Source organism: Herbiconiux sp. SALV-R1, from assembly GCF_013113715.1.
GTDB lineage: Bacteria > Actinomycetota > Actinomycetes > Actinomycetales > Microbacteriaceae > Herbiconiux.
On record NZ_CP053344.1, the window covers coordinates 4100722 to 4121359 of the forward strand.

Genomic DNA, 20638 nt, shown 5'->3' on the forward strand with positions numbered 1-20638 from the left:
ATCCTTTAGTAAGATCAGATCTTATGGAGGCTTCTGCTGCGTGGGCCGGGGTCGCATACGAAACCCGCCCCTGGCACCGCGACCCCGATGCGGTGGGGTCGCGTCGTGCCGTGCGCGGTGCGTCAGGGCCGTATTCGGCGGCGATTCCCCCTTTCATCGCTCGCTCATCGGTCGAGCTCCCTTCTGAAGCCGCAGCGTTGCTCGACGACGCAACCAGCGAACTCACCCGCTTCGACGCCGAGGTGGGTCTAGTGGCGGCACCCTTCTCCGCCATCCTGTTGCGCACCGAGAGTGCGTCGAGCTCGGAGGTGGAGAACATCACCTCGAGCGCCAAGCAGCTCGCGCTCGCCGAAATCGGGGAGTCGGGCTCGGGCAACGCGCGACTCGTCGTGGGGAACGTGCGAGCGATGACCGCCGCGATCGACCTGGCCGACCGCCTCGACGTCGACTCGGTGATCAGGATGCACGAGGCCCTCCTGGAGCATCATGCGCCCGACATCGTGGGCCGGTGGCGTGACCAGCAGGTCTGGATCGGTGGGGGCGGCCTCTCTCCACATCGGGCCGCGTTCGTGCCGCCGCACGCCGAGCGGGTACCCGAGTTGATGGGCGACCTCATGTCGTTCAGCCAGCGCACCGACCTCCCGGTGCTCGCCCAGGTGGCGATCGCCCACGCGCAGTTCGAGACCATCCACCCGTTCCCTGATGGGAACGGGCGCACGGGGCGTGCCCTCGTGCAGGGCATGCTGCGTGCCGGTCGTGTGACCCGCACCGTCACCGTGCCCGTCTCGGCGGGGCTGCTGAGCGATCTGCCTGCCTACTTCGGAGCCCTGACCGCCTACCGCGACGGCGATCTGATGCCCCTGTTCGAGGTCTTCTCCGAAGCATCCTTCGCCGCCGTGCGGAACGGGCGCCGGCTCGTCGCAGAACTGCAGGATGTTCGGGCGCGCTGGGAGTCAGTGATCGCGGCCAGGGTGGATTCGTCGGTGTACCGGCTCATGTCCGACCTGCTGAGACGGCCGGTGACCACGACACGCATCGCGGCCGCCGAGCTCGGTGTCAGCATCGTCACCGCTCAGAACGGCATCGACAGACTGGTCGAAGCGGGAGTGCTCGAGCAGGCGGGCGGCGGCCAGAGGTATCGGCGCTGGGCTGCCCCCGAGGTGCTGCAGGCGCTCGACGCCTTCGCGGCCCGTGCCGCACGCGGGACGGGGCGCGTGGCTCCGAGCGCCTGAGTGCGGCGGGCGGGGGCCACTCGGCTGTGTCGGATGCTGTTCGAACGTTGACCGGTCAGCCCCGGGTGGGGGAGGCGGCGCAGGCCAGGGCGGGGGCGGGGAGGCTGCCGGGGCCCGGGAGGTCGGGGAGCAGGAGGGCGGGGGCCGAGGAGATCTGGGTGGTGGTGCCGCTCAGGGAGCGGAGGGCGCCGTCGAAGGTGTCTCGGGTGGGGTCGGTGGTGGTGGCCCAGGCGACGAGGTGGGGGTCGCTGGAGGTGCCGGTCGGGAGGGTGCCGACGAGGAGCCAGACGGCGTGCTCGGGGTCGGGGGCCGCGGTGAGGGAGAGCATGGTGAAGGGGTCGCCCTCGGGGTGGTAGCTCGGGCGGGTCATGGTCGCGTTCACGGCGGCGAGGGTGGCGGCGGAGGCGGGTTGGCAGGCGGGGGTGGACGAGTCGGCGCCGTCGAGGGCGGAGGAGCGGCCGGCGTCGGGGTCGGTGCTTGCGTCGGTGTCGGTGGCCGCGTCGGTGCCGGTGCCCGCTTCTGCGTCGGCGTGACTGCCGGCGTTGGCGGCGGCGGCCGGAGGAGTGGGCGACGCTGAGGCGGTGGACTGTGCGGATGCGGCGGGCAGTGATGCGTCGGCGGGCTGCGGTGTGCATCCACTCAGCCCGACGACCAGCACGGCGAGAACCATCGTGCTTGCTGCCGCGCCCGTCCGATGTGCTCGGCGCATCGTCCCACCCCTCCCGCGCCCCGAATGCGCTGGTGCGGGCAGGCTACTCCGTCGGGTGTGGGACCTGCGTTCCCAAACCGAGGAAGGCACCCCCGTGTCCCCCTCATAGGGGACACAAATGTTGATGTGTTCGTATGAGGAGATGACGACGCAGCTCACCCGAAGGTCCCTGTTCACCGGCGCACTCGCCGCGACGGCACTGGCTCTCGCGGGGTGCGCGACCGACTCCACGAGTGGCTCCGCGAACGGCTCGGCGTCGGCGAACGGTGGCGGTGCCGATGCCGCCGCCGCGGGCGAGCGGGTATCGGTGGCATCGGTGACGCCCGCCGTGGGAGCGCTCGCCGGGTCGACCGAGGTGACCGTGTCGGGGGCCGGGTTCCGGGGTGACGCGGCAGTCGCATCCGTTCAGTTCGGCACCGAGGCCGCGACCGCGTTCACCGTGGTCGACGACACCACGATCACGCTCACCACCCCCGCCGCCTACAACTTCGCGATGGGGGCCGTGCCGGTGACCGTCACGCTCGACGACGGGTCGCAGGTGGTGGCGGATGCTGCCTACAGCTACGAGGTGCAGACCCCGGTCGACGCGCAGATGCAGTACGCCTTCACCTACTGGCAGCACTACAACCTTGCCGAGTGGGGCGAGTTCCCCGACAACGACTGCGGCAACTTCGTGAACCAGACCATGCTGCAGCGCGGTTGGGTGCAGAACGAGGACTGGTACAGCGACTACGTGGCGACGGGCGACTACAGCTACAGCTGGATCCGCGGCAACCAGATGAACGACTACTACGCCTCCCGCCCCGACACCACGCGCTTCGAGTTCGACGACCGCTCGGAGCTCAAGATCGGCGACGTCGTGATGTTCGACTGGGATCCGCAGAACGACAACGGCGTCGACCACACCATGATGATCTCGAAGGTGACGAACAACCCCGACGGCACCATCTCGATCGCCATGGTCGGCCACACCCTCGACGCCACCTACCGCGACCTCGACTACGCCGTCACCGTCGAGAAGCCCGGCGGCACCGCCCACTTCTGGAGCATCGCGTAGCCGGAGAGGGCTTGACGGATGCTCGGGGCGGCGCCACCGGGCGTCTCAGGTCTCAGCTCAGCGGGCTCAGCTGAGCGGCTTCGACTCGCGCAGGATGCCGGCCAGCTCGGTCATGTGCTGCGCCTGGGAGTGGTAGTCGAGAGCCGCGCCGACCCAGCCGTCGTGCACCTGGCCGGCCGCGATGGCCGGGTGGGAGGCGAAGGTGGGCTGCTGCAGCAGCTCGGCCTCCTGGAAGCCCTCGTTGTTCACCAGCAGCACGTCGCCGGTCATCATCTGGCCCGCGTTCTCCCAGCTGTAGATGTCCCAGTAGTAGTAGCCGTCGGGGTTGAGGTTCGTGAAGGTCACGCCCAGCTCGCTGTAGAGCTCGGTCTCCGGCTCGTCCTGCGGCTTGGTGACGTAGACGCCGTCGGCGTCGGCGTACATCTGGGTGACCTCGACGTCGCTCTCTGCGGCCGCGGCGGTGAGCTCGGCCGAGGCGGCGTCGAACTCCTCCTTCGCCGCGGCGATGGTGGCGGGGTCGGCACCGAGGTCTTCGGCGAGCCCGGCCAGCTCCTCAATCACGTCGAGACCCTTGCCGCCCACCTCGATCGCCACGACGGGGGCGATCTTCTCGAGCTGCTCCTGCTGCTCGACGTCAGCGAAGGCGTAGTACGGGCCGTCGGTGTTGAGGGTGCCCTCGCGGTCGGTGGGGTAGATGCCGGTGACGATGAGGTCGGGGGCGGCCTCGGCGAGTGCCTCGAGGTCGATCTCGCCGTAGCTGTTGCCCACGATGGCGGCGTCGGAGATGTCGTACTCGTCGAAGCGGGTGTCGGAGGCCACGTCGAAGCGGCCGAACAGGGCCACCGGGTCGATGCCGTAGCTCAGGAGGCCGAGGGCGTAGTCGGTGTAGCTGGCGATGCGCTCGGGCGTGTGGTCGAGGGTGACCGTGGTGCCGGTGGCGTCGGTGTAGCTCCACTCGCCCTCGCCGGCTGCCGAGGTGTCGCTCGAGGCGGAGGATGCGCATCCTGCCAGCGTGGCGAGTGCCACAGCGGGGGCGATGAACAGAACGGATCGTCGGAGTGCGGCTGATGTTTTCACGGAACTTAGGTTAGCCGATCCTAAGTCACGAAACGGTATCGACCGCCGGAACGATGAGCGGAGTCCCCGATGCGGGGTCGGGAACGACCATCGCGTCGAGGTCGAACGCGGCCCGGAGCACCTCGGGGGTGAGCACCTCCCAGGGCGTGCCGTCGGCGATGACGCGCCCCTGCCCCACGACGACGAGCCGGTCGGAGAACCTGCCCGCGAGGCTGAGGTCGTGCAGCACCATCACGACGGTGGCGCCGCGCTCGCGGTTGATCGTGCGCACCAGGCGCAGCACGTCGAGCTGGTGGCTGAGGTCGAGGAACGTCGTCGGTTCGTCGAGCAGGATGATCGGCGACTGCTGGGCGAGCACGAGGGCGATCCAGGCGCGCTGCAGCTGCCCGCCCGAGAGGGAGGCGGCGTCGCGGTCGGCGAGCTCGAGGAGTCCGGTGTCGGCGAGTGCGGCATCCGTGATGCGGGAGTCCTCCGGGGTCCAGGGCCGGAACAGGCTCTGGTGCGGGTGGCGCCCGCGCGATACCAGGTCGCGCACCGAGGTCGCCGAGGGCGTGAGCGGCTTCTGCGGCAGGATCGCCAGGCGCCGCGCCACGTCGCGCGCCGACAGCTTGCGCATCGGGGCGCCCTCGAGATGCACGCTGCCCTCGGTGGGGGCGAGGAGCCGGCCGAACGCCTTCAGCAGCGTCGACTTGCCGCTGCCGTTGGCGCCGATGAGGGTGGTGACCTCGCCCTCGGTGATGCTGAGGTCGAGGCCCTCGAAGACGGGGGCGCGTTCGTAGGTGAGGGTGACGCCGCGCACCTCGAGGGCGGGGGTGGGCGGGGTCGGCGGTGCGGCGGGGGCGGGCGCTGGGGCTGCGGTCGCTGCCGCTGGCGCGATTGCTCCGGATGCGGGGGTCGCTCTGGTCTCGGGGGTTGCTCCGGTCGCAGGGGTCGCTCTGGTCTCGGGGTTCGCTCCGGTCGCTGCGGTCGCTCCGGATGCGGGGGTGGCTCTGGACGCCCCGGCCGCTGCGGTCGCGGGGGTCACTCCGGTCGTGGGGGTCGTGGGGGTCGCTCCAGTCTCGGGGGTCGCTCCGGTCTCGGGGGTCGCTCCGCGTGTCGGGGGTGCTGCGGGTGGTCGGGTCATGACGAGGTCTCCCGGTTCTTGCGTCGGGTCAGCAGCCAGATGAGGTAGGGGGCGCCGATGACGGCGGTGACGATGCCGACGGGCGTCTCGCCGGGCAGCACCCCGCGCGCGAACGCGTCGCCGCCCGCGACGATGACGGCACCCATCAGTGCGGAGGCGATGAGCGGCGGGCGCCCCACCCCCGCCAGGCGCAACGCGATCTGCGGGGCCGCGAAGGCGACGAAGCCGACCGGCCCGGCCGCCGACACTGCCGCGGCCGTGAGCAGCACCGCGCAGGCGATGACGAGCATCCGGTGCCGTTGGATGGCGACGCCGAGGCCGACCGCCATCTCCTCGCCGAGCTGGCCGATGTCGAGCTTCGATGACTGCAGGAGCGCGATCGGCGTGATGACGACGAGTGCCGCCAGCACCGGCCAGACGCTCGCCCACGAGATGCCCGAGAGCGACCCGACCAGCCACTGCGACGCCGCCTGGGCGTCGGTGATGCGGGCGCGCGAGATGAGGAAGTTCGTCACGCCCATGAGCGCCGCCGTGGCGCCGATGCCGATGAGCACGAGGCGGTAGCTGTCGACCCCGCCGCGCCAGGCGAGACCGTAGACGATGAGCGCGGCGCCGATGGCGCCCAGCGCGGCGACGACCGGGAGGCCGAGGCTGAGCAGGCCCGCCCCGACGGCGTAGCTGCCGCCGCCGAGCACGATCGCCGCGACTGCGCCGAGTGCCGCGCCGGAGGTGACGCCGAGGATGTCGGGGGTGGCGAGCGGGTTGCGCGCGAAGGTCTGGGTGAGGGCGCCCGCGAGACCGAGCGCCGCGCCGACGAGGAGGCCGCCGAGCACCCGCGGCATCCTGAGGTCGAACACCACGAGCTGCTGCCCGCTCGAACCGCCGCCGGTGAGGGTGACGACGACGTCGCCGATGGTGAGGGAGGAGGAGCCCACGACGATGCCGACGAGGCCCGCGGTGACGGCGGCGGCGAGGCAGGCGAGGGTGACGATGACGACGCGCCCGCTCCAGAGTCTGCGGTCGATCACAGGGCGGCGATCCTTCCGCGGCGCACGATGGCGATGAACGCGATGCCGCCGACCACGGCGAGCACGACGCCGACGGGAACCTCCGCGAGGCCGCCGATGAGCCGCCCGATGACGTCGCAGACGAGCAGCACGATGGCGCCGATGAGACCGGATGCGGGCAGCAACCAGTGATGATCGCTGCCCACCAGACGGCGGGCGATGTGCGGGGCGGTGAGCCCGATGAAGCCGATGGGGCCGGTGACCGCCACGGCGCTCGCGGTGAGCAGGGTGATGGCGGCGAGCCCGACGAGGCGAGCGCGGAGCAGGTTCTCGCCCAGCCCGTGCGCGAGCTCGGTGCCGAGGGCGAGGCTGTTGAGCGAGCGCACGTTGGCGGCCGCGCAGACGAGCCCGACGAGGGCGAACACGGCGGCGATGCCGGCGCCGTCGAGGGTGCGGCCCGAGAGCGAGCCGACGACCCAGATGCGGTAGGCGGCGAGGGTGGTCTCGTCGGCGAGCACGAGGTACGAGGTGAGCGCCACGAGCAGGGCCGAGACGGCGGTGCCGGCGATGGCGAGCGGCACGGGGCTCGCGAGCCCGCGGCCGAGTGCGGCGACCCCGAACACGACGACGCTCGCCACGAGGGCGCCCGCCAGCGCGAGCCAGAGCGTGACGAAGACGGATGCGGTGCCGAAGACGTACACGCCGATCACGACAGCGAGGGTGGCGCCCGCCGAGACCCCGAAGATGCCGGGGTCGGCGAGCGGGTTGCGGGTCTGACCCTGCATGACGGCGCCCGCGATGCCGAGGCACGCGCCCACCAGGAGTCCGAGCACCGTGCGGGGGACGCGCGAACCCCAGACGACGGCACCGGGGTCGTCGGAGGGGTCGAGCAGGGCGCGCACCACGGCGCCCGCGTCGATGAGGTTGCTGCCGAGCAGCAGGCTGAGGGCGGTGGCGGCGAGGACGCCGAGCGCGAGCAGCGCGAGCACCACGGGGCGCGACAGGGCCCGCGGGCGCGGGCGCAGGCGCGGGCGTTCGTGCGCGGTCGCCGCAGTCTCCGGTCGCTTCAGGGTCTCGCTGGGCACCATGTAAGCGTAGCCTCACCTAAGACATTTGTCTCAGCGGGCCCCTGCACGCACGTTGGTCGCGCAAACTGCTCCCTCGAGCGCGAATGCGAGCACTTTGCGCGACCGAAGTGAGGTGGGTGCGCGACCGGGCGGGGGGTCAGGTGGCGGCGGGGCGGAGGCGGAGGTTCTGCATGCCGCCGTCGACGGCGAGGGAGGTGCCGGTGGTGGAGCCCGCGCGCGGGCTCGCGAGGTACGCGACGGCCTCGGCGACCTCGGCGGCGGTGACGAGGCGGCCGTGGGGCTGGCGGGCGTCGAGGGCGGCGCGCTCGGCGACGGGGTCGTCGGCGGCGTCGAGGAGGCGGGCCACCCAGGGGGTGTCGGCGGTGCCCGGGCTGACGCAGTTCACCCGCACGCCCTCGCGCAGGTGGTCGGCGGCCATCGCTCGGGTGAGCGAGAGCACCGCACCCTTCGACGCCGAGTACAGCGCGCGCTGCGGCAGACCCGCGGTCGCCGCGATCGAGCAGGTGTTGACGATCGCCGCCGACGGCGACTCGCGCAGCAGGGGCAGGGCCGCGCGGCTCACCCGCGCGAGACCCACCACGTTCACGTCGAACACGCGATGCCACTCGTCGTCGGGGTTGTCTTCGACCGACCCCGCCGCGCCGATTCCCGCGTTGTTGACCAGGATGTCGAGCCTGCCGAACCGCTCGGCCACCGCCTCCACCGCCCGCCGCACCGACGCGTCGTCGGCCACGTCGGCGACCACCCCGAAGTGCTCGGGAGCGGCCGCGCTGATGTCGCGGTCGAGCACGGCGACGGATGCGCCGCCCTCCGCCAGCCGATCGGCGATCGCCGCCCCGATTCCCGACGCGCCACCCGTGACGATGGCGACGAGCCCCGCGAACTCCTGCATGCCGCTCCCTCTCTCCCTGCGCCCGCCGCGCCTAGGCGTCGACGAACTCCTGCCGCTGCGCCCCGAGTCCCTCGATGGTGAGCTCGACCACGTCGCCGGCCTTGAGGTAGGGGAACCGCCCCGACAGCGCGACACCCTCGGGCGTGCCCGTGAGCACCACGTCTCCGGGCTCGAGCGTGAGGTACTGGCTGAGCTGCCACACGATGAACTCCACCCCGAAGATGAGGTCGGAGGTGCGCGAGTCTTGCCGCGCCTCACCGTTCACGGTGCTGGTGAGTCGCAGGTCGCGGTGGTCGACCTCGTCGGGCGTGACGAGCCACGGCCCGAACGGCGTGAACCCCGGGGCGCTCTTGCCCTTGCCCCACTGCCCGCCCGAGATCTCGAGCTGCCACTCCCGCTCCGAGAGGTCGTTCGCCACGGCGAACCCGGCCACGTGCGCGAGGCTCTCGTCGGGCGAGGAGAGGTACGAGGCGCGTTGCCCGATGACAACCGCGAGCTCCACCTCCCAGTCGGTCTTCGTGCTGCCGCGCGGAATGCGCGCGACGTCGTTCGGCCCCACCACGGTGTTGGGCGTCTTGAAGAACAGGATGGGAACCTCGGGCGGCGCCGACCCCGACTCGGCGGCGTGCGCCGCGTAGTTCATGCCGATGCACAGCACGGCACTCGGCCGCGCGATGGGGGCGCCGACGCGCAGTCCCTCCCCGTCGAACGCGGGAAGAGCGCCCGCCTCGTAGGCGCCGCGCACCCTCTCGAGTCCGCCCGACTCGAGGAACTCACCCGTGATGTCGGGCGTGATGCCCGCGAGGTCGAGGAACCCCTCGTCAGTCACCAGCACCGGATGCTCGGCACCCACTTCGCCCAGTCGCGCGATGCGCATCCGGTCACCATCCCTTCACCTTTGATCAGAAGTCTCCACCCAGTATGGGACATATGGCCGCCGCCAGGCACCATTGTGGACAAAAACATCGGATGTCTACACTGTGGAGAACCCACCGCATCCGACCCACCCCTTCGAGGAGGCCCGACGTTGAGCCTGATCACCGCGCTCGAGACCAGCGACATCCGCTTCCCCACCTCGCTCCAGCTCGACGGCTCCGACGCGATGAACCCCGACCCCGACTACTCGGCCGCCTACGTACGCCTCGTCACCGACGCCTCAGACGGCCTGGAGGGCCACGGCTTCGTCTTCACGATCGGCCGCGGCAACGACGTGCAGGTGGCGGCCATCGACGCGCTCGCCCACCACGTGGTGGGCCGCGAGGTCGAGGAGCTGCTCGGCGCGATGGGCCGCACCTGGCGCGAACTCGTGCACGACTCGCAGCTGCGCTGGCTCGGCCCCGAGAAGGGCGTGATGCACATGGCCGTCGGTGCCGTGATCGACGCCCTCTGGGATCTCAAGGCCAAACGCGCGGGCCTGCCGCTCTGGCAGCTGCTCGCGCGCCTCACCCCCGAGCAGCTCGTCGAGCTCGTCGACTTCCGCTATCTCACCGACGACCTCACCGAGGCGGAGGCGCTCGACATCCTGCGCCGCGCCGAGCCCGGCCGCCGCGAGCGCACCGAGAGGCTGCTGGCCGAGGGCTACCCCGGCTACACCACCACCCCGGGCTGGCTCGGCTACGACGACGACAAGCTCGCCCGCCTCAGCCGGGAGGCGGTGGCCGAGGGTTTCACGCAGATCAAGCTCAAGGTGGGGGCAGACATCGACGACGACGTGCGGCGGATGCGCATCGCCCGCGAGGCGATGGGGCCGGGCATCCGCATCGCCGTCGATGCCAACCAGCGCTGGGACCGCGACGACGCCATCGCCTGGATCGACCGGCTCGCCCCCTTCGACCTCGCCTGGGTGGAGGAGCCGACGAGCCCCGACGACGTGCTGGCCCACGCCGCGATCGCCCGGGCCATCGCACCCGTGCCGGTGGCGACCGGCGAGCACATGGGCGGCAGGGTGATGGCGAAGCAGTTCCTGCAGGCCGAGGCGCTCGGTGTGCTGCAGATCGACGCGACGCGGGTGGCGGGCGTGAACGAGAACATCGCGATGCTGCTGCTCGCCGCCAAGCACGGCGTGCCGGTGTGCCCGCACGCGGGGGGCGTCGGCCTGTGCGAGCGCGTGCAGCACCTGTCGTACCTCGACTACATCGCGGTGAGCGGCGAGCTCGACGGTCGCGTCATCGAGTTCGTCGACCACCTGCACGAGCACTTCGTCACGCCGGTCGAGGTGACCCGCGGCCGCTACCGTGCGCCCTCGTCGCCCGGGTCGGGTGCCGAGATGCTCGAGGCGAGCCGGAGCGAGTACGCCTACCGGGGAACGGGCGACGCACGATGACCGACGCCCCTCTGATCGACGCGCACCTGCACCTCTGGGACATCGCCTCCGGCGGCTACGAATGGCTCACCTCGGCTGCCGGCCCGCTGTACGCGACCTTCACCGCCGAGCAGGCCGAGGCCGAGCTCGCCGCGCGGGCCGCCGTGCGCGGCGGCACCGCCACCCGCGTGTACGGCCTTGGGAGTCGCTGACGCCAGCGCACCGCAGCTCATCGCACCGCGGCGCAGCGCAGCGCGGCTCACCACGCGCCCCGTTCAGGCTGCGAGTCCCAGCGCGCGCAGCGCCGGCACGAGCACGGGTACGCCGCCGATCTCGCCGAAGCCGCCGGCCGAACCGATCGACAGCACCGAACCCACCGAGCCGATCGAGAGGAACGAGCCCGCCGAGCCGATCGACAGCGCCGAGGCGAACGAGCCGACCGAGAAGAACGAGAGGCCGCTCAGCGCCGAGGCGGCCGAGGCGCCACTGAACACCGAGGCCCAGCTGAAGACGGATGCGACGCTGACTGACGAGAACAGTGACCAGATCGAGCGGTGGCTGGTGCGCCGGATGGCGTCGCCGAGGGAGAACGGAAGGGGCGAGATCGGGGTGGTCTGGGTGGTCATGGCTGCGGCCTTTCGTTGATGTCAGAAGAGGGGAAAGCCGGTCACTTGACAGTGTCAAGCGATCGATGGCCCCACTCTGCACCCCCGGCTTGACACTGTCAAGCCCCTGTCGAAAGAATGGAGCATGCCCGCCCAGCCCGCACCCGACTCCTCCGCCCATCGAAGCCTCCTCGAGGCGGCTCGGGCGGAGTTGGCGGAGGGCGGCCACGCCGGCGTGAGCCTCCGCGCCGTCGCGCGGCGCGCCGGCCTCTCGCACGCCGCCCCCGCCCATTTCTTCATCGATCGGGCGGGCCTGCTCACAGCGGTGGCGACGGAGGGCTTCCGGCAGCTCACCGAACGACTCGACCAGGCTGCCGCCGCTTCAGAGCCCTCGGAGCGACTCGCCGCGCTGGGCCGTGTGTACGTCGATTACGGGCTCGAGCATCCGGCCCTCGTCGACCTCATGTTCCGCCGCACCGAGCTGCATCCCGACGACCCGGAGCTGCAGGAGGCTCAACGCGCCTCGATCGGCCGCCTCGTGGCTGCGGTCTCGGCCACCGAAGGAGGGGAGGCAGGTGGCAACGAGAACGCCGACCGCTGGGCGTTGGTGAGCTGGGCGCTCGTGCACGGTCTCGTGGTGCTCGCGCGCGAGGGTGTGCTGTCGCGGGCTGCCGACCGGCCCGACGGCGAGTCCGCCGACGTCGCGCGCGAGCTGGTGCGCTTCTACACCGCCGCGCTCCCGCGCCACGGCGGCTAGTGGCCCTGCTCGAACGCTTCCTTCGAACTTGCTGGCCGAAGACTGTGGCGGTGTTGCCGATTCGGTGACGAGGAGTGGGATGGGGGTGACCGAGACGGACGCACCCGTCACGCCATCGACACGATCGGAGCGAAGCAATGAGCGCAGGAGACAAGATCGAGAACGCCGCCCAGGACCTTGGCGGCAAGGCCAAGGAGGCCTTCGGCAAGGCGACCAACGACGACTCCAAGGTCGCCGAGGGCAAGAAGGATCAGACCGCCGCCGACCTCAAGCAGGCCGGCGAGAACGTCAAGGACGCGTTCAAGAACTGACGCCGAACCGGGCGCCGATCACGGCGCATCCGTCACGACGCCCCTGCTTCAGCGCGGGGGCGTCGTGCTGCCGGCCTCGCCGCTCCAGCGCCGCAGCCACGTCTCGACGCCCGCGATGTGTGCGACGGCGAGGGCCTCGACGAGCACCGCGTCGTCGGCCTCGATCGCGTCGACGAGGGCGGAGTGCTCGCGCAGCGTGCGTTCGACCGCGTTCTCGTCGGTGAGGCCGCGCCACAGCCGGGCCCGTGCCGTGCGGCCGGAGAGCGACTCGAGCAGGGTGGAGAGGTAGCCGTTTCCGGCCGCCCGCACGATGTCGGCGTGGAAGGCGAGGTCGTGCGCCACGAGCCGCTCCACGTCGGGGTCGGCCCCCGCCTCCTCGATCGAGGCGCGCAGGGCCGCGATGGCGGTCTCGTCGAGGTGTGGCGTGGCGAGCGCTGCCGCAGCGGGCTCGAGGATGCGCCGCACGGCGAACAGCTCGAGCATCGACTCGTCGTCGCGCCGGGCGTCGACCACGAAGCTCATCGCCTCGAGCAGCAGCTCGGGTTCGAGGCTCGTCACGTAGGTGCCGTCGCCGCGCCGCACGTCGAGCACCCGCAGCACCTCGAGCGCCTTCACCGCCTCGCGCATCGAGCTGCGCGAGAGCCCGAGCCGCTCGCTCAGCTCCTTCTCCGGTGGCAGCCGGTCGCCGGGCTGCAGCTCCCCCGAGAGGATCATCCCCTTGATCGTGAGGATCGCCTCATCCGTGACCGCCATGGCCCCATCGTAGTTTCGGCCGGTGGGCCCCCGTGCCGGCTGAACGGTATGAGAATCCCGCCGCCGAGCCCTCGGGGAGCTCGGCGCCACGATTCTCATACCGTTCAGCCGGCCACACGGTCGACGGCACCATGTGCCGGGACCGATGTTGATTTTTGCTCAGCGATAGCTGACGATTGATCAATGACGTTCATCATCGCTCACGAGGTCATCGCGACGGCCACCCGGTTCGACGGCAGCGCGGGCGGAGGGTGGAGCCCCAGGCTCTCGGTGACGCTGGGCGGCCCCGTGCCGCCGGCGGCCGAGCTCGTCTGGGCGGTGCAGCACTCCGACGGCTGGCCGTGGTTCGAGCACCGCGTCGAGGTGCCCGAGCGGGCCGCCGGGGAGCTCGCCACCGTCGAGCTGCAGCACGGGGTCGAGGGTGTCGACGGCCACGACACGGGGGTGATTCGGTTCTCGCTCACGCTCGGGTCTGCGTTCGGCGGTGCTGAGGAGCTGGTGCACGACGGGCTCCTCCGGGTCGAGCGTGTCGAGGGCCTGGGCTACGTCGTCGACGAGAGTGCCCGTCTCCGCTCGGCGACGCTCGCCCTCGACGCGGCAGACGAAGCGGATGCGCCGCCCCTCCGCGTCGCGGCCTACCTCCCGGGAGAATTCGAGACCCACCGGGTCTCGGTGCACTGCTTCCGCGCGGGCGAGCGGCTCGCCGAGGCGTCGCGGGTGTGGAACGAGCGCGTCTTCACCTCGCACGAGGGCCGGGTGACCGGTCAGCAGGTGGCGGCGGTGTTCGAGAGCGTGCGCGGGTGGAACAACCTCGCCGTTTCGGGCTGGGGCGAGGGCTGGCACCTCCTCGACCACCACGACGGCGACTACGAGCTGTGTTTCGTGCTCGGCAGCCAGCTGCTCCGCACGGTCACCTTCTCGGTGCTCGGCGGTCGCATCGTGGCCCAGGGCCCCATCGAGATCGACTGCGCCACCGGTCACGCTCTACTCCTCGGTGACACCCCCTCCGCATCCTTCTACGGCATCACCCCGGCCCCCGAAGCCCTGGCCATCATCGCCGACATCTACGCGCTTCGCCTTCCGACCGATCCCACGGCTGGTCCGCCCGCCGCGGAGGCGCCGTCTGCCGAGGCGCTGACCGCGTACGCCGAGCGGGTGGAGCGGCTGCTCGCGACGTGGGAGTCGGAGCTGCTCGGCGCTTGCCCGCCGTACGACCTGCAGCAGGTGCTCGCGGCTGAGGCGGTGCTCAGGGAGCGACCCGGCTACGACGAGCGCGCCGCCGCGGTCGCCGCTGCGAACGACGCCTCCGCGGTCTCCATCACGGGCGAGTCCCACACCCTGGGTGAGCTCCGTGAGCGGATGCAAGCCCTCTTCACCGCAGCCGAGAGCCGTCTCCACACCGCCGCTTCCGACGTCGATGACGACCTCGCCCCCTACCGGCAGGTGCTCACCGGCGACAAGCTCGCCCTGTTCGACGACCGCCCCATCGGCGACTTCGAGTACCGCACCCTCGAGCGCACCATCATCTCCACCCCCGAAGAGCTCCGCGACGCCGAGTACTGGTTCTTCGAGGGTCCCGCCGAGCTGACGTCGACCGCCGCGCTCGACGGCGAGACCGTGAAGGTCACCACCACCGGCTGGCGCGTCGTCGGCTGGCGCTTCACCCCCGACGGCACCATCGCCGACCGGATCGAGCACCAGGGCCCCGGCCCCGACGCCCCCCTCTGGGCCTACCGCGCCCCGATTAAGCACCCGTGAGATGGGCATGATTGACTCTCCTGCACGGGGAGACCGGATGCTGGAGTCATGATCAAGATCGGTGAGTTCGCGGCAGTGACCGGCCTGAGCGTCAAGGCGCTCCGCCACTACGACGAGACGGGGGTGCTCATTCCGGCCGACGTCGACCCGCGATCGTCGTATCGCAGCTACGACGATCGGCCAGGTGCGCGCAGGCGTGCAGGTGCGGGCGCTGCGCGATGCGGGCGTTCCGCTCTCGGCGGTGGGAGAGGCGGTCGCCTCCGGAGAGGTCGAGGGTGCCCTGGAGCGGCATCGCCGCGAGGTCGACGAACGGCGACGACGCGAAGACCGGGCGTTCCGCGACGCGGCGGCGGTGCTGCGTGCGCTCGCGGCGCCCGTTGCGGTGCGCGAGCGCACGATGCCGGATCAACCGTACGTCGGGCAGGTGATCCTGCTCTCGGTCGACGAGACTGATGCCGTCACCGACGACGACGCGAATGTCGTGCTCACGGGGCTCTACGAGTGCGTCGCGCAGGCGGGGCTCGGGCCCACGGGCCCGTTCTGGACGGCCCTGCGGGCTGGCGCCGCCCGGGAGACGATCGAGCTCGTGTGCTGTTGGCCGACCTCCTCCCTGGCTCCCCAGGGTGCCGTCGCGTCAGACGCGTTCGCGTCCACGCTCCCGGTGCGCACAGAGCTCGTGGCCACCTGGCGGCCGGGCGCGGGGGAGGAGGCGCCCGAGGGTGCCCTCCACCCCGCCGTGGTCGCGCTGTTCGACACCGTCTCGACGAGCGGGTTCGAGCTCGCCGGCGGCACCGAGATCCGCCAGACGGTGCTCGCCCAGAACCCCGACGACTACGCGGTCGAGGTCTCGGTGACGGTGTCTGACCGCTGACCCCCCCGGCCGCCTGGGTGGCGGCTGCCCGGCGGCGGCTGAGCAGGTGGCGGCTGAGCGTTCGGTGGCTGAGCAGGCGGCGGCTGAGCGTTCGGTGGCTGAGCGGGCGGTGGCTGACCGGCCCCCGGCTGACTGGGTGGCGGCTGACTGAGCGGCGGCTGCCCAGGTGGCGGCTGCGCGGGCCTCGGCTGACCGGCGGCTGGCCGGGTGGCGGCTGACCGGGGCGGTGGCCGAGCAGGCGGCGGCTGCCCGTGCGGAGGCTCGGACTCAGACGAGGGTGGTGAGCACCCCGCCGTCGGCGCGGACGGCCGCGCCGTTGGTCGCTGAGGCGAGCGGGCTCGCCAGGTACACCGCGAGGTGGGCGATCTCGGCGGGTTCGAGGAAGCGTCGCAGCAGCGAGGTGGGGTGGTCTTCGGCGATCGACGCCTTCAGCACCGCCTCGTCGACGCCCTGTGCTGCGGCGATGCCGCTCACCGCATCCGCGACACCGTCGGAGTAGGTGGGCCCGCCGAGGATGGTGTTGACGGTCACGCCCGTGCCCCGGGTGAGCTTCGAGAGGCCGTTGGCCACGGCGATCATCGCCGCCTTGGTCGCGCCGTAGTGCACCATGTCGCCCGGCACCGAGACGCCCGACTCGCTGCTGATGAACAGGATGCGCCCCCTGCCTCGGGCGAGCATGGCCGGGAGGACGGCGCGCGAGAGGCGCACCCCGCTCATGACGTTCACCTCGAAGTAGTCATTCCACTCGGTGTCGGAGATCTCGGTGAAGGCGGCGACGCCGAAGAGGCCGACGTTGTTGACCAGGATGTCGAGGCCGCCTAGGTCGCTCAGCTCGCCGACGAGGCGCGCGACGTCGGCGGGGTCGCGGAAGTCGGCGGCGATGCCCGAGACGCGGGCCGTAGGGAACTCGGCGCGGAGGTCGCCCACCACGGAGGCCACTCGTTGCTCGCCGCGTCCGTTCACGATCACCTCGGCGCCCTCGGAGAGGAGTCCTCGCGCGATGGCGAGGCCGATGCCTCGGGTGGAGCCGCTGATGAAGGCTCGGGCGCCGGTCAACTGGGTGTCCATGCTGGGGGTGCTCCTTCTCGATTCATTGCTCAGGCAAGCAAATGTACTGTGCATTTCGTTGCTTGGGCAAATAAACGAGCAAATGCCCGATATGCTCGGAGCATGGACTCAGGAGAGACCGCGAGCGACCTCGACGGAGACGACCTCGCCACCTGGGCCTCGCTGGCCACGGTGCTCGAGTGGTTGCCGCCGGCCCTCGACGCGCCCCTGCTGCGCGAGTTCGAGCTCACGCACTTCGAGTACGGCATCCTCTACGCCCTCACGTCGAGCAAGGGGAGGCAGCTGCGCATGAGCGTGCTCGCCGGCTACGCCAACAGCACGATCTCGCGCCTCTCACGAGCCGTGTCGCGCCTGCAGTCGCGCGGGCTGGTCGAGCGCCGGCCCGACCCTGCCGACGGGCGGTCGATGCTCGTCGTGCTCACCGCGTCGGGCACCCGGCTGTTCGAACGGGCGACACCCGTGCACACCGCGTCGGTGCGCCACCTCGTGCTCGACGTGCTCACGGCCGCCCAGCGGCGGCAGCTGCGCGAGATCACCGGGCGCATCCAGCGTGCAGTGACAGCCGACGACGGATGGCGGGCGCCGACCCCGTCGTGAGCGACGGCTGAACCCTGACAGAGTGGGGTCATGACTGCTGACGTGCTCGACGACCTCCACCGCCTGCTCGACGAGAGCGGGCTCCTTCGCGAACAGGCCGTCGAGAACGGCATCGTGCACGGCCGCGCCGCCTTCGCCGCCGCCGGGGTGGACGTCGCCGTGAACGTCGACCCCGAGCTCGACGACGAAGACGACGAGCGGGACCCGGACGCCCAGGCCGACGCCGCCACAGAGACCGACGCCAGCGCCGCCGACGACGCCGACGCGGGCCTCGACCCCGACCCCGCCGCCCTCGTCGCCTCCCTGGCGCGACTCCTCGCCCTCGACCCCGCCGCGTGGCGCACCCTCGTCGACACCATCGCCGAGGAGATCGAGGAGGCGGTCGGCGACGACGAGGTCGAGGAGCAGACCGACCTCCGCGACGACCTCACCCTCACCTCGATCGTCGTCTTCGCCGACGCCACCGTGTTCGCCTTCACGGCTCCGCACCAGTTTCCCAGCTCGCGCCTGCTCGCCCAGTTCGACGCCGACCTCGACATCGAGCACCTCGAGGTGCTGCCCCTCGACGACGACGCCGAGTTGCCCGATGCCGACCCCACCCTCGAGGTGCGCTCCTTCGGCACCCTCGAAGCCCTCCTCACCCACATCTCCGTCGACGAGGAGCCCGAGACGCCCTAGAGGCACCCCACCCCGCTGTGTACTATTACTTCACACGCGATGTGAACTAATAAGTGACAAGCGAGGATTCAATGGTGAAGATCGCCGTAGTGGGTACGGGCGCCAATGGTGCGGGCATCGGGGCCGACATGGCCAGGGCGGGGCTCGACGTGACGTTCATCGAGCAATGGCCGGCCCACGTGGAGGCCATCCGCGAGCGCGGCATCGAGGTGCGCCTGCCCGACCGCACCGAGGTCACCGAGGTGCCCGCCTTCCACCTGTGCGAGGTCGCGACTCTGCGCGAGCCCTTCGACATCATCTTCCTCGGTGTCAAGGCCTACGACACACGGTGGGCCGCCGAGCTCATCAAGCCGCTGCTGAAGCCCGACAGCCTGGTGGTGGGCCTGCAGAACGGCATGTCGATCGACGACATCGCCGACGTGGTGGGCGTCGAGCGCACCATCGGCGCCGTCATCGAGCTGGCCTCGAACATGTGGGAGCCGGGCATCACGACCCGCCAGAACCCGCCCGAGGAGACCTGGTTCGCCGTCGGCGGCCTCACCCCGTCGGCGCAGGCCCGCGCCCACGAGGTGGCCGAGGTTCTCGGGCATGCCGGCACGGTCGAGGTCTCCGACGACATCCGCTCCTCGAAGTGGATGAAGCTCGTCGTCAACGCCGCCGAGCTCGTGCCCTCGGCCATCCTGGGCCTCGAGCTGAACACCGCGGCCGAGGTGCCCGGCATGCACGACTTCATGCTCGCCTGCGGCAAGGAGGCCGTGCGAGCGGCCGCGGCGAGCGGCAGCAGCATCCGCCCCATCTTCGGCATGACCGCCGAGAACGTGAACGACCCCGACGCCTTCGCCGAGCAGCTGTTCCACGTCGTGCTCACGACCTTCTCGCTGCCCGACACGAAGACCACCTCGCTGCAGGACTGGTTGAAGGGCCGGCGCAGCGAGGTCGCCGAGATCAACGGGCGCGTGGTGGCCGAGCTCGAGGCCGTGGGTGCCGACGCCCCGCTGAACCGGCTCGTGGTCGAGCTGGCGGCCCGGGTCGAGGCGGGCGAGCTCGCGCCCGCTCCGGAGAACATCGAGCTGCTGCTCCAGCCCGTCTGAAGTCATACTGTATGACAATGTAAAGTCCGAGTTGACAACGCCAGTCGGACTTTACATACTGAAGGCGTTCCGGTTACTCGACGAGGAGAAATCATGCCCGCAATCCCTGAGGTGTCGAGCCCAGGCTCACGCATCCTCATCCGGGGCGCGGCTGTCGCGACGGTCGACCCCGTGCTCGGAGACCTCGAGCGGGCCGACATCCTCATCGAGGGCGGCCGCATCGCCGCCGTCGAGCCGGCGTCGCGCGAGACCGGCGAGAGCATCCTGCATACCGCCGGAACGGATGCGGGCGGCACCGCCGAGGTCATCGACGCCTCCGAGATGATCGCCATCCCCGGCATGATCGACACCCACCGCCACACCTGGCAGGCGCAGCTGCGCGGCATCCTCGCCGACGGCACCATCCCCGACTACCTGCGCGGCATGCGCCTGCAGATGGCCATCCGCTACCGGCCCGAAGACATGTACGTCGGCAACTACGCCGGCGCGCTCGACGCCATCAACTCCGGCGTCACCTCGATCGTCGACTACTGCCACAACATCCTCGACCCGGAGTGCGCCCACGGCGCGGTCACCGGCCTCCTCGACGCGGGCGTGCGCGGCCTCTACGGCCACGGCATGACACCGGTGACGTCGAACACCTGGTCGGAGAGCGCCGGCGGCCGCGAGGGCGTCGCCGACCCCGCCGCCTTCGAGCCGCGCGCGCGTCTGGCCCGCGAGATCCGCGACCAGTACTTCCGCGACGAGAACCAGCCGCTGCGCTTCGGCATCGCCCCGCAGGAGCTGCCCATCGCCCCGGTCGCCGACGTCGCCGCCGAGTTCGCGCTGGCCCGCGAGCTCGGCGCCCGCATGACGATGCACGCCAACCAGCTCGCCGTGCGCCAGCTGTTCCAAGACGTCAAGGTGCTCTCCGAGCACGGCCTGCTCGGCCCCGACCTCCTCCTCGTGCACTGCAGCTTCAACACCCCCGAGGAGTGGGAGCTGCTGCGCGACACCGGCACCACCGTCTCGATCTGTGCCGAGACCGAGATGCAGATGGGCATGGGCTTCCCCACCATCCGCGAGGCCACGGAGTACACGCCCGGCCCCGGCCTCGGCATCGACTGCGTGAGCGGCGACTCCGGCGACCTGCTCTCGCACGCCCGGCTCGTGCTGCAGGCCACCCGCTGGCGCGACGACAGCGCCGGTTACGAGAAGCTCATCGCGCCGCAGGAGATGCGCTGGACCACGAAGGATGCGCTGCGCTGGATCACCCAGAACGGTGCGGTGGCCGCCGGCATCGGCGACGAGGTGGGTTCGCTCACCCCGGGCAAGCGCGCCGACGTGGTGCTGCTCGACATGAGCGGCATCAGCCAGGCGGGCTGGAACCGCCGCGACCCCACGGGCATGGCGATCGCGCAGACGAACTCGGGCAACGTCGACACCGTGCTCATCGACGGCCGCGTGGTGAAGCGCCACGGCCGTCTCGTGCACGTCGACGTCGACGCCGCCCTCGCTCGCACCCGGGCCTCCCACGACTACCTCTACGAGCAGATGGACCGCCACGGCGGTTTCATCCCGCAACCGCCCCTCGACATCCCGCTCTACCGCGAGCGGGCCTGAACCCGGCGGTACCGCCCCGACCCCGGCACCGTCGTCCCCCCCATCCGTCCTTCGCTCACA

22 protein-coding genes and 1 pseudogene are annotated in these 20638 nt (G+C 71.2%); 13 read left to right on the forward strand and 10 right to left on the reverse strand.

The window, feature by feature from the left end:
• The first annotated feature begins 197 nt into the window (after window positions 1–197).
• Complete coding sequence (locus HL652_RS19505) at window positions 198–1232, forward strand: Fic family protein (RefSeq protein WP_253743490.1); 1035 nt, start codon at window positions 198–200, stop codon at window positions 1230–1232.
• 55 nt (window positions 1233–1287) lie between these two features.
• On the opposite strand, the gene HL652_RS19510 is transcribed toward HL652_RS19505, so the two are convergent.
• A complete protein-coding gene (locus HL652_RS19510; protein ID WP_171706841.1) occupies window positions 1288–1902 on the reverse strand; it encodes a hypothetical protein in 615 nt (204 codons plus the stop codon).
• Window positions 1903–2083: 181 nt separating this feature from the next.
• On the opposite strand from HL652_RS19510, the gene HL652_RS19515 reads away from it, so the two are divergent.
• Complete coding sequence (locus HL652_RS19515) at window positions 2084–2998, forward strand: amidase domain-containing protein (RefSeq protein WP_171706842.1); 915 nt, start codon at window positions 2084–2086, stop codon at window positions 2996–2998.
• A gap of 66 nt (window positions 2999–3064) precedes the next feature.
• Here HL652_RS19515 and HL652_RS19520 read toward each other — a convergent pair whose 3' ends face one another.
• The 6 genes from HL652_RS19520 to HL652_RS19545 form a co-directional block, all read right to left on the reverse strand.
• The gene (locus HL652_RS19520) at window positions 3065–4075 is read right to left on the reverse strand and encodes an ABC transporter substrate-binding protein (protein ID WP_171706843.1); all 1011 of its coding nucleotides are present in this window, start codon (window positions 4073–4075) and stop codon (window positions 3065–3067) included.
• A 25-nt stretch (window positions 4076–4100) separates the two neighbouring features.
• Window positions 4101–5198, reverse strand: a complete 1098-nt coding sequence (locus HL652_RS19525; protein WP_171706844.1) for an ABC transporter ATP-binding protein — start codon at window positions 5196–5198, stop codon at window positions 4101–4103.
• Window positions 5195–6226: a FecCD family ABC transporter permease gene (locus HL652_RS19530; protein WP_171706845.1), complete on the reverse strand. Its 1032-nt coding sequence runs from the start codon at window positions 6224–6226 to the stop codon at window positions 5195–5197. The genes HL652_RS19525 and HL652_RS19530 overlap by 4 nt, the downstream gene beginning before the upstream one ends.
• The gene (locus HL652_RS19535; RefSeq protein WP_171706846.1) at window positions 6223–7293 is read right to left on the reverse strand and encodes a FecCD family ABC transporter permease; all 1071 of its coding nucleotides are present in this window, start codon (window positions 7291–7293) and stop codon (window positions 6223–6225) included. The genes HL652_RS19530 and HL652_RS19535 overlap by 4 nt, the downstream gene beginning before the upstream one ends.
• 136 nt (window positions 7294–7429) lie before the next feature.
• Window positions 7430–8185: an SDR family NAD(P)-dependent oxidoreductase gene (locus HL652_RS19540; RefSeq protein ID WP_171706847.1), complete on the reverse strand. Its 756-nt coding sequence runs from the start codon at window positions 8183–8185 to the stop codon at window positions 7430–7432.
• Between the two features lie 31 nt (window positions 8186–8216).
• Entirely contained in the window at window positions 8217–9062 is an 846-nt protein-coding gene (locus tag HL652_RS19545) for a fumarylacetoacetate hydrolase family protein (RefSeq protein ID WP_171706848.1), read from the reverse strand.
• Window positions 9063–9212: 150 nt separating this feature from the next.
• Here HL652_RS19545 and HL652_RS19550 point away from each other — a divergent pair, with 150 nt between their 5' ends.
• Both HL652_RS19550 and HL652_RS19555 read left to right on the forward strand, forming a co-directional pair.
• Window positions 9213–10508, forward strand: coding sequence for an enolase C-terminal domain-like protein (locus HL652_RS19550; RefSeq protein WP_253743493.1), 1296 nt, complete (start codon window positions 9213–9215; stop codon window positions 10506–10508).
• Entirely contained in the window at window positions 10505–10699 is a 195-nt protein-coding gene (locus HL652_RS19555; protein WP_171706849.1) for a hypothetical protein, read from the forward strand. The genes HL652_RS19550 and HL652_RS19555 overlap by 4 nt, the downstream gene beginning before the upstream one ends.
• Window positions 10700–10762: 63 nt before the next feature.
• On the opposite strand, the gene HL652_RS19560 is transcribed toward HL652_RS19555, so the two are convergent.
• Window positions 10763–11113, reverse strand: coding sequence for a hypothetical protein (locus tag HL652_RS19560; protein ID WP_171703406.1), 351 nt, complete (start codon window positions 11111–11113; stop codon window positions 10763–10765).
• A 124-nt stretch (window positions 11114–11237) separates the two neighbouring features.
• Between HL652_RS19560 and HL652_RS19565 the strand changes: the two genes are divergently transcribed.
• Entirely contained in the window at window positions 11238–11849 is a 612-nt protein-coding gene (locus tag HL652_RS19565) for a TetR/AcrR family transcriptional regulator (RefSeq protein WP_171706850.1), read from the forward strand.
• A gap of 137 nt (window positions 11850–11986) precedes the next feature.
• Window positions 11987–12160 carry a CsbD family protein gene (locus tag HL652_RS19570; protein WP_171706851.1) on the forward strand — a complete coding sequence of 58 codons (174 nt, stop codon included), beginning with the start codon at window positions 11987–11989 and terminating at the stop codon, window positions 12158–12160.
• Between the two features lie 48 nt (window positions 12161–12208).
• Here the strand turns inward: HL652_RS19570 and HL652_RS19575 are convergent, their stop codons facing one another.
• Window positions 12209–12913 carry a FadR/GntR family transcriptional regulator gene (locus HL652_RS19575; RefSeq protein ID WP_171706852.1) on the reverse strand — a complete coding sequence of 235 codons (705 nt, stop codon included), beginning with the start codon at window positions 12911–12913 and terminating at the stop codon, window positions 12209–12211.
• 183 nt (window positions 12914–13096) lie between these two features.
• On the opposite strand from HL652_RS19575, the gene HL652_RS19580 reads away from it, so the two are divergent.
• From HL652_RS19580 to HL652_RS19590, 3 genes and pseudogenes are all read left to right on the forward strand, one after another.
• A complete protein-coding gene (locus HL652_RS19580) occupies window positions 13097–14671 on the forward strand; it encodes a hypothetical protein (protein ID WP_171706853.1) in 1575 nt (524 codons plus the stop codon).
• A 48-nt stretch (window positions 14672–14719) separates the two neighbouring features.
• Window positions 14720–14794: pseudogene (locus tag HL652_RS21815) on the forward strand (MerR family DNA-binding transcriptional regulator); the annotation flags it as partial.
• A 61-nt stretch (window positions 14795–14855) separates the two neighbouring features.
• Window positions 14856–15542 (forward strand): hypothetical protein, encoded by a 687-nt coding sequence (locus tag HL652_RS19590; protein WP_171703407.1) that lies wholly within the window; start codon window positions 14856–14858, stop codon window positions 15540–15542.
• A 267-nt stretch (window positions 15543–15809) separates the two neighbouring features.
• On the opposite strand, the gene HL652_RS19595 is transcribed toward HL652_RS19590, so the two are convergent.
• Window positions 15810–16610, reverse strand: a complete 801-nt coding sequence (locus HL652_RS19595) for an SDR family NAD(P)-dependent oxidoreductase (protein WP_171706854.1) — start codon at window positions 16608–16610, stop codon at window positions 15810–15812.
• 102 nt (window positions 16611–16712) lie between these two features.
• Here HL652_RS19595 and HL652_RS19600 point away from each other — a divergent pair, with 102 nt between their 5' ends.
• The 4 genes from HL652_RS19600 (at window position 16713) to HL652_RS19615 (ending at window position 20578) form a co-directional block, all read left to right on the forward strand.
• The gene (locus HL652_RS19600; protein WP_171706855.1) at window positions 16713–17207 is read left to right on the forward strand and encodes a MarR family winged helix-turn-helix transcriptional regulator; all 495 of its coding nucleotides are present in this window, start codon (window positions 16713–16715) and stop codon (window positions 17205–17207) included.
• Window positions 17208–17237: 30 nt separating this feature from the next.
• A complete protein-coding gene (locus HL652_RS19605; protein WP_171706856.1) occupies window positions 17238–17885 on the forward strand; it encodes a cytochrome C5 in 648 nt (215 codons plus the stop codon).
• Between the two features lie 71 nt (window positions 17886–17956).
• Window positions 17957–18976: a ketopantoate reductase family protein gene (locus HL652_RS19610; protein ID WP_171706857.1), complete on the forward strand. Its 1020-nt coding sequence runs from the start codon at window positions 17957–17959 to the stop codon at window positions 18974–18976.
• A 93-nt stretch (window positions 18977–19069) separates the two neighbouring features.
• On the forward strand, window positions 19070–20578 hold the full coding sequence (locus HL652_RS19615) for an amidohydrolase family protein (RefSeq protein ID WP_171706858.1): 1509 nt from the start codon (window positions 19070–19072) through the stop codon (window positions 20576–20578).
• Window positions 20579–20638 lie beyond the last annotated feature (60 nt).